The following is a 12943-nucleotide window of genomic DNA, read 5'->3' as shown; positions in this document are numbered from 1 at the left end:
TGATAAAGTGGATATTAACGTAAGAGTTAAACCAAATTTAAAAATAAATACATACTACTTGTTCTTTATTATTACCTTTATCCAGATTGGCGTAGGGTTATTAGGTCTTCCGCAAATTTTGTATGAGCACGCTAGACAGGATGCTTGGATTTCTCTACTAATAGGGCTTGTATATCTATTCATTATTATGTACGTTATGGTGATTATTTTAAGACAATACTCAAATGCTGATATTTTGGGAATACAAGTCGATATATTTGGAAAATGGATTGGTAAGTTTTTAGGTACTATTTTTATTATCCATTTTGCTATTGCACTTTTCACCATCGTAATTACGTATGCTCAAATTATACGTGTGTTTATGTTTCCAACTTTACATCCTTTTGTAACTGGATTACTATTAGCAGTTTTAATGATTACCGGTGTACTAGGGGGACTTAAAGTAATTGTCGGAGTCACATTTGTATTTTTCTTCAGTTCAATTTGGTTATTGCTCCTATTAATACCTGCAACCGTTCATCTCGATTACACACATTATTTACCTTTATTTCAAGCATCGTTGCCTGAACTATTAGAAGGAGCAAGAGCTACTACCTATTCATATATTGGATTTGAAATTTTGTTGTTAATCTTTCCTTTTTTGGAAAACAAGAAAACCGTATTAAAAACAAGTCTTATCTCTGCAGTTTGGACGACTATGGTTTTATTGATCACCACAATGATTGCAATAGGATTTTTTAGTGCTGAACAACTATTACGCAGAGATTGGTCTTTACTGGCATTATTCAAAATTGCAAACTTTACCTTTATAGAACGTTTTGATTTTATTGTCGTGGCAGAATGGATTATGGTACTTGTTCCAAATATGATGTTACTGATGTGGGCAATCACATTTGGATTAAAGCGATTGTACCGTATACCGCAAAAAGCGACGCTCTATATTAGTTCTATCCTTATTCTGATTGGTTCAATTATGGTAACAGACCATTACTCTATTCAACGGGTTATTAATTTCTCCTCTCAATTAGGGTTTTGGCTAATATTTGTTTATCCATTGGTATTACTACCTATCGTTCTTATAAAATCACATTTGAGAAAGAAAAACAGGAGGATAAAAGCATGAAAAAAATACTGTTTCTTTTACCAACCTGTGTTATTTTTTTAGCTTCCTGTATTCCTCCAACACAAGAATTAGAAAGTCTAGCTGTTATCAATGCACGTGGAGTTGACCGATTAGATAATGGTGATATTGAAACCACTTTATTAGTATATCGTTTTGACCAACAGACTCCACAGAATTTCACTACTGTATCTGGAGTAGGTAGAACATTAAAGGGAGCTAGAGAAACAGCAGCAAATAATATCAACTTTAGAGCCAGTCCAGGACAGATAAACACAGAAATATATGGATATGAAACAGCTGAAAGAGGGATACTTCATTTCATGAATGGACTTGTTCGTGATTCAAGGGTATCAGATACAATGAATATTGCTATTAGCACAGAAAGCGCAAAAAATATTCTCACTGAAGAAAATAAGACAAATATTGATATTGGAAACTTTCTCGAAAGCCTCATTAATAAAGAAGTCGACGAAGGAACATTACCTAGTGCTTCATTATATACTTTTTCCAGTACTTATGGAACACCAGGACATGATCCGGTATTACCATTACTTGATACGATGGACGGACGCCCAAATCTAATTGGAATTGGATATTTTCAAAAAGACAGAATTGTGGCTTCGGGAGATATGACAGAAGCAACTATATTAAATACATTGAAGACAACCATTAAGAATACCCCACTCGAAATTACTGTCCCTATTGAACCTTTTGTTGATTCAATCTATCACCCAGATGGTTCAGATAAAAGTGAACTTACTGTAGAATTAACAGTAGTTAAAGGGAAAAGTAATATCAAGCTACTTGATATAAACCAGCCTCTTTTTGAGGTGAACACGAAAATTCGAGCAGACATCAATGAAACTTCAATAATAATGGCATTTAGTGAAGAGAAAACTATCCATCGTCTAGAAGCTGAAATAGAAAAAAAGCTTGTGTCCCTATTAAACGGTATATTAGATAAATCAAAAGAACATTTAATCGATCCTATTGGCTTCGGCCGTTACTATAGAATAAATAAACCAAGTGGACTTCTTACTGATGAAGAATGGAAAGAGATTTTGCCTGACATTCAGGTGGATTTTAATATTGATATTGATATCGAAAACTACGGTACAATTATGTAACTTAGAGTAGCATGTACGAGGAAAGTTATAAATTCTAGAATAAGAAAAGCACACCTTAAAAATCCCTCCTAGAAGGAGGGATTTTAACAGCATCTAATTTTAAGCATGAAAAAAACCTAAATCCTTTTATTTCATGACATCATCGATAATTTCAGTTACTGATAGGAGCGATTGCTCACTTTTATATTTTTTCATTTCATCTCGAATAACAGGTGCAGCTTTACTCAGTTCTAAAAGATGTTCTACTAATGTTTGTTCAGTAAGTTCTTCTTCCTGCAATACTCTAGCATAGTTCTTTTCTTTAAAAGAATTCGCATTTATAATTTGATCTCCTCGACTAGCCTCTTTCGATAAAGGAATAAGTAACATCGGCAAACGTAATGCTAAAAACTCAAAAATAGCATTAGAACCCGCTCGAGAGACGACTAGATCGGTTGCAGCAAATATATCTTTCAATTGATCATTAATATATTCAAACTGAACATAGCCATCCATTTGTAAGGAATGATCAACCTTCCCTTTACCACATATATGAATAATTTCGAATTCATCTAATAGTTTAGTTAAGGACTGGCGAATAGTCTGATTAATTTTTTCAGATCCACCACTTCCTCCCATAACGAGTAAAACTGGTTTACTCCCTTTTAGACTACTAATCTTTAATCCAATTTCACGATTTCCTGTAAATAATTCATCTCGAATAACTGCTCCTACATAAGAAGCTTTATTTTCCGGCAAAAATTGCATGGTTTCTTGAAAAGTAGCCAATACTCTTTTAGTAAAAGGAATTGATAATTTATTAGCTAAACCTGGAGTATAATCTGATTCATGAATAATCGATGGTACACCTCTAAGTTTTGCAGCTGCAACTACGGGTACAGACACAAACCCACCCTTTGAAAATACAATCGATGGTTTACGCTTACCAATTATTCGATATGCTTGCATAGTACCTTTAAGTACTTTAAACGGGTCCTTGAAATTTTCTTTGGACATATATCTTCGTAATTTCCCTGTAGATATTGGGTAATAAGTCACCCCATCTAATGGAGAAATTAAATCTCGTTCTATTCCGTTGTAAGAGCCAATGTAATCAATTTCCCAACCTCGATCTTGATAGTAAGGTATAAGTGCTAAATTAACGATAACATGTCCTGCTGTGCCGCCACCTGTAAATAAAATTCGTTTATAATTTTTCATGGAACTCATTCCTTTCCCAACACATTATATCAGCGTATAATAGTCAATGCACTATATAATTACGTTATAATAATAAGGAAATTAAAAAGGAAGAAGAATTGCATATGTACCAAACAACAACATTAAGAGATAAAATCAAGCTTTTTATTATTATTTTACTGCCAATATTAATCACACAAGTAAGTATAAATCTAATGAGTTTCTTTGACACAATGATGTCTGGACAATTTAGTGCCAGCGACCTGGCGGGCGTTGCAATTGGTTCAAGCCTATGGGTACCAATCTTAACTGGGATCAATGGAATTGTCTTATCGATAACCCCTATTATTGCACATTTGATTGGAGCTAAAAACAAGCAAGATATTCCACACGTAATTCAACAAGGTATGTATTTATCTATTGCATTATCCGTAATTATTATATTAATTGGTGGATTGGCATTAGATCCAATTTTACAAGCGATGAGTTTAGAAAAAGAAGTACAACATATAGCTAAATACTACTTGATTACTTTAGGGTCTGGGATAGTACCTTTATTTTTATTTCATACTATTCGTAGTTTTATGGATGGACTAGGACAAACACGTTCTTCTATGATCATTATCCTTATATCATTACCAATCAATGTAATTTTAAATTATATATTAATATTTGGTAAATTTGGTATTCCAGCATTCGGTGGAGTTGGTGCAGGTATAGCAACAAGCCTAACTTATTGGATTATAAGTGGGATTTCGATATTTATGATTCATCGTGTCTACCCATTTCGTAGTTATAAAATATTTCAAAAAGTATTACCCCCTACACTTTCTTACTGGTGGGACCAACTAAAAATCGGGCTACCAATTGGATTAGCCATATTCTTTGAGACAAGTATTTTCTCAGCTGTTACGCTGTTGATGAGTGAATATAACACAAATACCATTGCCGCTCACCAAGCTGCTATGAACTTTGCTGGTTTATTATATATGTTGCCATTAAGTGTTGGTATGGCATTGACCATTGCAGTCGGATTTGAAGTTGGTGCTAAACGATTACAAGATGCTAAAAGTTACACGTATATGGGGATTGTTGGAGGATTATTAATTGCTATATTTGCAGGTATAATTTTATATACATTTGATGATATTGTTGCCAAATTATATAATTCTGATCCACAAGTAATTGAACTTACGAAGCAGTTTATTATTTTTGCTATCTTTTATCAGTTAGCAGATGCTATAGGAGCACCTATTCAAGGGGCTTTACGCGGGTATAAAGATGTGAATATGACATTAGTTATCGCTTTAATCTCTTACTGGATAATCGGGCTACCAATAGGGTATGTATTAGCAAATTATACTGCATTAGAACCTTTTGGTTACTGGGTTGGTATTATTGTTGGGCTGAGCGCAGGAGCTATTGCATTATTAGCCAGACTGTTATTTATTCAGAAAAGATCGGTATAGATATTAAAAAATGCAAAGAGGTTGGGACATAATAAAAGTTTTAGTTAAAAGGCGAATGATAGTTAAATAAGTGTAAGAAATATACGTAGACTCCTTGAAAATCAAAAATCGATTTTCTGCGCGCGATGCAATGCTGTCGAGGTCTTCCTTGTCCTGTGGGATTGAGGCATCGGTGAGACCCCGGAATGCGGAGCATCCAGAGGCTCACCAGCCGCCTACGGAATGCGGAGTATATTTCTGAAGCGGGTTTTCAAATCCTATTCATTCGGGTTTTCTTTTGACTAAATAATTTTGTCCTAACCTCTTAATTTAATCATAAGGTATTAAGATAAAAATGATTTTTTACAAGAACAATCCCACAACAGTTGCTGACAAGATGGAAGCTAGTATTGATCCTAATAAAAGCTTCATTCCAAATTGAGATACAGATACAGCTTTTTTACTATCAATTCCTTTAACCGTTCCAGCAATGATACCAATGGAAGAGAAGTTAGCAAAACTTGTTAGGAATACGGTAACAATACCAATTGTTTTTTCGGACATTCCATCTAATAACGGTTGGAATTGTGTCATTGCTACAAATTCATTCGTAACAATCTTCGTCCCCATAATAGATCCTGCCTCAATTACTTCATTAGGTGCTATCCCCATTAAAATTCCAATCGGAGCAAGAATATATCCTAAGATTTGTTGTAGAGTGACGCCAGCAAAAACAAACTGAATTAACCAGTTTACAAGCTCTAGAGATGCAATAAACGCAATTAACATCGCAGCTACGATTAATGCAATTTTTCCACCTTCTAAAGCTCCATTTCCCATTGCTTCAAAAATACTCTTATCCTGACTTACGTCGGTAATATCAACTTTGTCTTCTTCTTTTGGAACTTCGACAGGAGCAATAATTGATGCAATCATTAACGCACTAAACATGTTTAAAGGCAATGCGACTAATATATATTCAGGTGGTAATATTTGAATATATGCACCTACAATGGAAGCAGATACTGACCCCATCGCTGAAGCACTGACAATATAAAGACGATTTTCATTTAAATGATGGAATTGAGATCGAATTGCGATTAGTGCTTCCGATTGCCCAAAAAATATACTATTTACGCCATTAAATGATTCAATTCGTGGTAATCCAGTAACTTTTGAGATTGCTGCTCCAACATACTTAATAATAGCCGGTAGTATTTTTAAATACGTTAACACAGACAGTAATGTTGCAAAGAATATAATAAGTAATAATACGTTGAAGAAGAATACTCCACCTTCCGCAACTTCGAATCCTCCAAGTACAAAATTCACCCCTTCTGTACCAAATTCAATCAACTTATTAAATACAGCTGATATACTATTTATTATAGAAGCACCAATGGTGGTTGAAAACATAAACCACGTAATTAGTAACTGAAGAACCAACATTATTCCTATGCCTTTAAAGTTTACCTTTTTCTTCTTATTCGACATGAGGTAGGCAAGTCCCAATGTAATAATAATTGCTAATATACCGAGAAGTATACTCACGGTTAGCCTCCTTTATTCATTTTTAGGTATAAATACCATTATAACTATCTATCAACATGTATGACGTATGACAAGTTAAACATTTAAAAAATATATTACCATTTTTAAGTTCTTAATTTTCAAAAATGATAACGTTTTTATAATCTTTTATTAAAAAGAATTTATTCATATCATGTCAATAATGTACCCAGCAAGTACTATAATATTCGTTCTGCCGACTAATTTCAACAAATATTAATGAATTTAATAATAAAATTTATCAAAAGTATGACAGTCTAGTATGCAAAAAAAAAAAAAAAAAACAGGGTCATATCTAAAACCCTGTTTTTCTATTTAACTAGTATCTATTTTTAGCCTTCAAGTAAAAGATCATACGGGTCTTCTAACATTTGCTTAATTCGAACAAGAAATTGCACAGCTTCCTTACCATCAACAATACGGTGATCATAAGATAGAGCTAAATACATCATTGGACGAACTTCAATAGAATCATCTGGCATTACCATTGCACGTTTTACTATATTGTGCATTCCTAAAATACCTACTTGAGGGGCATTTAAAATTGGTGTAGACATCATTGAACCAAATGTCCCACCATTTGTAATTGTAAAGGATCCACCTTGCAAGTCTTTTAACGCCAATTTATTATCTCGTGCTTTTGTGCCTAAATCGTTAATATCTTGCTCAATCCCAGCAAAATCTTTACGGTCTGCATCTCTGACTACTGGCACTACAAGTCCATCATCCGTGGAGACAGCAATACCGATGTCATAGAATTTCTTAATGACTAATTCATTTCCCTGAATTTCAGCATTTAATAATGGGAATTCCTTTAAAGCCCCTACAACCGCTTTTGTAAAGAAGGACATGAATCCTAACTTAACGCCATTTTTGTCTAAGAATTTATCTTTACGTTGTTTTCGTAATTCCATAACCGCTGTCATATCTACTTCGTTAAAAGTAGTAAGCATTGCCGTATTATGCTGTACTTCTACAAGATTTTTTGCGATTGTTTGACGGCGACGAGTCATTTTTACACGTTCTACCGGTTTATCAAATTCAGTTTTCTCCGATTTTGGAGCTTCTTTTTTCTCTTGCTTCTTATCCGTTGATCGTTTATTCGCTTGTGCTTGCGCTTCTACATCTTCTGTGCGTACACGTCCTAATGGATCTCGTGATTGAACACTACTTAAATCAATATTTAATTCACGAGCTCGTTTTCTAGCTGCAGGAGATGCAATCACTTCTCCATTATTATCAGATGTAGTTTCCACTTCCTTAGAAGATTCTGTTTCAGTTGCTTTCTGTTTATCTTCTTGTTTTTCTTCCTGTTTAGGCTCTTCTTTAGGCGTTGATTCTGATTCATCTGAACTTGAACCAGCTTCACCATTTTCATCTAGTTTAGCTATGGTGTCTCCAACAGTTACATCATCACCTTCTTCACTAATGATTTCAGTGATAACTCCGGAAAATTCTGCATTTACTTCTACATTTACTTTATCCGTTTCTAATTCTACTACTGGGTCACCTTTTTCAACTTTGTCACCTTTTTTGACAAGCCATTCTGCTATCGTACCTTCTGTAATGGATTCTGCTAATTCTGGGATTTTAATTTCCTGCACTGGACTTTCCTCCTTCAGATTGATTCAATGCTTGTTTAATAATTTTATTTTGAGCCGTTTTGTGTACAGTCGGAATACCTCCAGCTGGAGCGGAACGGTCTGGTCTACTTATGACTTTAAGTTTCTGATCTCCGTTCAATAATTCTCGCAGATAATCATCAACAAAATTCCATGCACCCATGTTTTTCGGCTCCTCTTGTACCCACACAATCTCTTTTAAGTTTGGAAGCTGCTTTATTTCCTCTTCCAATGCTTTTTTTGGGAATGGATAAATTTGTTCCACTCTTTTTATTTGTAACCAATCATATGTTTCATCTGAATCATCCATCGCTTCTTCTATATCGATCATCATTTTTCCACTACCAACGACAAGACGCGTTACTTTATCTCGATCCACTTCAAATCCCGGTTGATCACGCAATGGCAGGAACCCACTATCTGTAAATTCCTCGGCAGTTGCCGCCATACGCGGATGACGAATGAGACTACTTTTAGGTGTCATTAATACTAATGGTCTAGCTTCATCACGATCTCGCATTGCTGCTTGGCGTCTAAGAATATGAAATAGTTGTGCAGATGAAGTCACATTTGCTACTATCCAGTTATTTTCAGCTGCCATTTGTAAGAAACGTTCTAATCTTGCACTAGAGTGTTCGGGACCTTGCCCTTCATAACCATGAGGTAGAAGTAAAACCATATTTGATTTCTCGCCCCATTTTGCACGAGCAGAAGAAATAAATTGGTCAAAAATAACCTGCCCTGCATTCGCGAAATCACCAAATTGAGCTTCCCAAATAACAAGTGTGTTTGGTGATTGTACGCTATACCCATATTCAAAACCTAAGACTCCAGCTTCAGATAAAGGACTGTTACGTACATCAAAAGATGCATGAACATCCGATAATCCATGTAAGGGACTGTATTTCTCCCCAGTTTCTACATCATGTAATACTATATGACGATGTGCAAATGTACCACGCTCGGTATCCTGGCCTGTTAAACGAATTGGTGTTCCATCTTTTAAAATGGACGCAAAAGCTAAAGCTTCACCTGTACCCCAATCCGCTTTATTACCTTCTTCCAACGAATCTTTTCTGCGCTGTAGGATTCGCTCTGTCTTCTTGAAGCCTTTAAAGCCTTCCGGACGTTCAAGTAATTCTTCATTAATCGATTTTAAAGTAGCTAAATCAATAGCTGTCGTAAATTGGTCTAGGCCATTGGTTAATACTTGTGGCATTAGCTTCGCTTCTGGTTCTCCAATTTCACTTTCTGTCATCCCTTTATAAATGTCAGTCAGTTTTTTCTCAACAGCACTTTTTACTTCTTCAAATCCACCCTCTTGAAGAATACCTTTTTCTTCCATTGCTTTTCCAAACAACGTAGCAACAGATGGGTGGTCATCAATCTGCTGATAAAGACTTGGCTGCGTTGTACGAGGTTCATCCATTTCATTATGTCCGTAGCGACGATAGCCAACTAAGTCTATTAGAAAATCTTTATTGAACTTTTGACGGTACTCATATGCTATTTTGATAGCTGAGATACAAGAGATAGGATCATCCGCATTAACTCGGATAACAGGAATTTCAAATCCTTTCGCCAAATCACTTGCATATCTTGTTGATCTACCATCTTCACGGTCTGTCGTATACCCAAGTAAGTTATTTGCAATAATATGCAAAGTTCCTCCAGTAGAATATCCAGGTAATCCACTTAAGTTCAGCGTTTCTGCAACGACGCCCTCACCAATAAATGCTGCATCTCCATGAATTAATACAGCAACAGCCTTATTGGAATCTTTCTTCGGATATCCTTTTTTACTTCTATCATCTTGAGCAGCACGAGTAAATCCTTCTACTACGGGATTAACAAACTCAAGATGCGATGGATTATGTGCTAAAGTAATTCTTGTTTGGCCTTTATTACCATATTCAACTGCTTTTTCTGCACCATAATGATATTTAACATCTCCAGTCCATCCATAATTGATTGCTCTGGAGCCTTCTGATGGCATTAATTCTTTGTCTTTCGTGTAATTAAACTCAGAAAAAATCTTATCATACGGTTTACCCAAAACATTTGCTAATACAGATAATCTTCCACGATGTGCCATTCCCATCATGACATGTTCAATGCTATCTTGATTTGCGTATTGAACGATATGATCGATCATTGGCACCATTGATTCTAATCCCTCAATGGAAAATCGCTTTTGACCGACAAAGGTTTTATGAAGAAACTTTTCAAACCCTTCCACATCAGCTAAACGTTGAAGGATCTCTTTTCTTTCATCATCATTTGGATCTAGTCTTGCATTTCCTTCTTCAATTAAATCAAATAACCATTTACGTTCTTCATCATTATTAACATGGTCATATTCAAATGTAATCGTCCCAGTATAATACTTTCTTAACTGGTTTACTACATCCAAAGCTGTCTCTACTCCAGGAGCTTGATTCTCCCAAATCCAAGATGCAGGAATTTTCTCTAGATCTTGTTCTGTTAAATTATATGTTGATAAATCCAGCATCTTAGAACGATCACCCTTATATCCACCAACTGGATATATATCTGCATCTGTGTGTCCATAACGACGAATAGCCTCAACAAGTCTGATTGCTGAGGTTAAGTTGGTTACATCAAAATCAGATGTATTGGATACAGATTTTACATTCTCGGTAGAAGTAAGCCAAGATGGAGCGCCATGTGTATCAAATATTGTTCTGATAGAAGATTCAACTAATTCCGGATCTTCTTTATACAACTCAAATTGTTGTTCCAAATACCCCGTGTTTTGTCCGTGAAACTGCCCCCAAAATCTTTCTGCAGATTCTGCATTTTCTGCCACGACTGATACCCCCATTAGAAGTTAACTTATCCGTTATGAAAACGGTTCAAAACCATTATAGAGTTCGTTTCTCTATTCATCAACTAATATACATGATTTTTACGGAGGATACAACAATTCAGGAAATCTTTTGAACAATTTATCGACATTATTTTTTCTGAAATAACGACATTCATTCAAAGTGCCCAGTTCACAATCTTGATTTTTTTCGTTATAATAAGAGCATACTAGTGAGAAATATGCCTAGAAAGTACGTCTACAAGGGAGGAAATAATAATGAAACTTGCTCTATTAATGGGAGTTATTGTAACATTCGTTGTTTCTATGTTCACTTCAGGATACGAAGCAAAATCAGGGGTACCAAAAGAAGATCAATATTAATGCTATTCGAGGTTGGAAATAACAAAATTTTAGTCAAAAGGCGGATGACAGCTGGAAGAAGTGCAATAAATTTACTCAGCTTCCCGCGAGAGGTGGCCTAGGCGGGACTCAAGCTGCATAAGCAGCCTTAGGATCACCAGTACCGCTGGATAAGTGAAGAAGCGGTCATTCGGAGTGATTTTTGAGTAAATACTATTGTTCCAACCTCTTTCATTACGAACAAAAAACCCTCTTCATTACGAAGCAGGGTTTATTTTATTAATATAAATTTGGAAATCCTTGTTGTCTTAATACTTCATAAATAATAATAGCAGAGGTATTTGATAAATTAAGGGAACGAACTTTATTATTCATATGAATACGCAGACATTGATCTTCTTTCCCGACTAGCAATTCTTTTGGTATACCTGTAGACTCTTTTCCAAAAACAAAGAATTGATCTATGTTCGAATCACTAAAATCAAAGTCAGTATAATGTTTGGTTCCAAAGTTCTCAATATAGTAAAATTTTGCATCTGGATATGTTTCATAAAGTTCTTCTATTGATTGATATTCTTGAACATCTACATGCTCCCAATAATCCAATCCAGCTCTTCGTACCATTTTACTATCTGTAGAGAAGCCAAGTGGGTGGATCAAGTGGAGTGTAACCCCTGTTGCAAGACATGTTCTTCCTATATTTCCCGTATTAGCTGGGATTTCTGGTTCAAATAAAACAACATGCACACTCAAAACTCATTTCTCCTTCTTCTATAGTAACCTTATATATTATACACTAATTTTCACCAATCCGAAAAAATTTGTACTGAATATCTGGTGTATATGCCGTCGAGTCTTCATACGACCAATACCGATGACGACTATTATCCGTATGTGCATTTACTAATGGCATCCCATATTCATCTTTTGTCACAACAATAGTTGTATGATTCCAACGATTATCACCTTCAAAATCATAACAAATGACATCACCAGGAAATAATTCTTCAGGACTCTCGACTTCTTTCCCTTTTAATCCTTTTTGAGAACCACTTAAGTACCAACGCATTGAATGTGCAACCGACCAACTGAAACTCCAAGAATTCCCGCTGTACCACCATCCTCGCTCTCGTACAGGTTCCCCCCAAGTAGGTGCCCCACCAGCATATAAACATTGTGAAATATAGTTTGTACAATCTACTTCAAATGTTCTGTAAGCCGGATTATAACTATTCCACCATCGTTCTGCATATTTCACAGCCTCAAGACGATTATATTCAAATCGACTGGTGTCAATTCTTTGTGACTTATTACTTGAATTCCATAGTGAATAATCATCTGGGATTTTTTCAACAGCAGTATCACGTTTGTGGTGGTTGACTATTGTTTTATCTAGGAGACTATACGAAAAAGGTAATACTTGTTCTTCCAACATAAATCGTTCATTTTGTTTTATTAAAAATTGTAAATGCATCACATATTCATAGTTTGAGCGATCATCATAATGAAGTTTTCGTGTCACCTTTCCATCACCGGTTATTTTTACAATAGTTGCATTTCTTTTTTCTAGCAAATCCAGTTTCTTTTGCCACCACTCATCATCGGAATGCCTTTCTGAGAACAACGTACTCCAATATTCTTTTATACTTTCCATAAAAAAACACCCCTCCCATAACAATGTATGT

Annotated in this window: 9 protein-coding genes; 3 read left to right on the top strand and 6 right to left on the bottom strand. The window is 35.3% G+C overall.

Annotation, left to right across the window (positions count from 1 at the left end):
• Positions 1–7: 7 nt before the first annotated feature.
• Both AQ616_RS10960 and AQ616_RS10955 read left to right on the top strand, forming a co-directional pair.
• The gene (locus tag AQ616_RS10960; protein WP_069685788.1) at positions 8–1123 is read left to right on the top strand and encodes a GerAB/ArcD/ProY family transporter; all 1116 of its coding nucleotides are present in this window, start codon (positions 8–10) and stop codon (positions 1121–1123) included.
• Positions 1120–2250: a Ger(x)C family spore germination protein gene (locus AQ616_RS10955; protein ID WP_069685787.1), complete on the top strand. Its 1131-nt coding sequence runs from the start codon at positions 1120–1122 to the stop codon at positions 2248–2250. The genes AQ616_RS10960 and AQ616_RS10955 overlap by 4 nt, the downstream gene beginning before the upstream one ends.
• A 126-nt stretch (positions 2251–2376) precedes the next feature.
• Here AQ616_RS10955 and AQ616_RS10950 read toward each other — a convergent pair whose 3' ends face one another.
• Positions 2377–3450: an undecaprenyldiphospho-muramoylpentapeptide beta-N-acetylglucosaminyltransferase gene (locus AQ616_RS10950; protein ID WP_017796231.1), complete on the bottom strand. Its 1074-nt coding sequence runs from the start codon at positions 3448–3450 to the stop codon at positions 2377–2379.
• Positions 3451–3554: 104 nt separating this feature from the next.
• On the opposite strand from AQ616_RS10950, the gene AQ616_RS10945 reads away from it, so the two are divergent.
• Positions 3555–4898, top strand: a complete 1344-nt coding sequence (locus tag AQ616_RS10945) for an MATE family efflux transporter (protein WP_017796230.1) — start codon at positions 3555–3557, stop codon at positions 4896–4898.
• A gap of 342 nt (positions 4899–5240) precedes the next feature.
• Here AQ616_RS10945 and AQ616_RS10940 read toward each other — a convergent pair whose 3' ends face one another.
• From AQ616_RS10940 to AQ616_RS10920, 5 genes are all read right to left on the bottom strand, one after another.
• On the bottom strand, positions 5241–6428 hold the full coding sequence (locus AQ616_RS10940) for a NupC/NupG family nucleoside CNT transporter (RefSeq protein ID WP_069685786.1): 1188 nt from the start codon (positions 6426–6428) through the stop codon (positions 5241–5243).
• A gap of 350 nt (positions 6429–6778) precedes the next feature.
• Positions 6779–8050: a 2-oxoglutarate dehydrogenase complex dihydrolipoyllysine-residue succinyltransferase gene (gene odhB / locus AQ616_RS10935; protein ID WP_069685785.1), complete on the bottom strand. Its 1272-nt coding sequence runs from the start codon at positions 8048–8050 to the stop codon at positions 6779–6781.
• Positions 8037–10898 carry a 2-oxoglutarate dehydrogenase E1 component gene (locus tag AQ616_RS10930; protein WP_069685784.1) on the bottom strand — a complete coding sequence of 954 codons (2862 nt, stop codon included), beginning with the start codon at positions 10896–10898 and terminating at the stop codon, positions 8037–8039. The genes odhB and AQ616_RS10930 overlap by 14 nt, the downstream gene beginning before the upstream one ends.
• 639 nt (positions 10899–11537) lie before the next feature.
• Positions 11538–12011: a tRNA (cytidine(34)-2'-O)-methyltransferase gene (locus tag AQ616_RS10925; protein ID WP_017796226.1), complete on the bottom strand. Its 474-nt coding sequence runs from the start codon at positions 12009–12011 to the stop codon at positions 11538–11540.
• Positions 12012–12054: 43 nt separating this feature from the next.
• Complete coding sequence (locus AQ616_RS10920; RefSeq protein WP_017796225.1) at positions 12055–12912, bottom strand: amidase domain-containing protein; 858 nt, start codon at positions 12910–12912, stop codon at positions 12055–12057.
• Positions 12913–12943 lie beyond the last annotated feature (31 nt).

The organism is Oceanobacillus sp. E9 (assembly GCF_001741975.1).
Classification (GTDB): Bacteria; Bacillota; Bacilli; order Bacillales; family Amphibacillaceae; genus Oceanobacillus; species Oceanobacillus kimchii.
The sequence above is the reverse complement of the archived record's forward strand: the minus strand, read 5'-3'. Positions and strand labels throughout refer to the sequence as shown.

Coding starts and splice junctions, on each gene's coding strand:
- AQ616_RS10950 (WP_017796231.1), bottom strand. CDS start 3,450: ATGAAAAATTATAAACGAATTTTATTTACAGGTGGCGGCACAGCAGGA.
- AQ616_RS10945 (WP_017796230.1), top strand. CDS start 3,555: ATGTACCAAACAACAACATTAAGAGATAAAATCAAGCTTTTTATTATT.
- AQ616_RS10955 (WP_069685787.1), top strand. CDS start 1,120: ATGAAAAAAATACTGTTTCTTTTACCAACCTGTGTTATTTTTTTAGCT.
- AQ616_RS10920 (WP_017796225.1), bottom strand. CDS start 12,912: ATGGAAAGTATAAAAGAATATTGGAGTACGTTGTTCTCAGAAAGGCAT.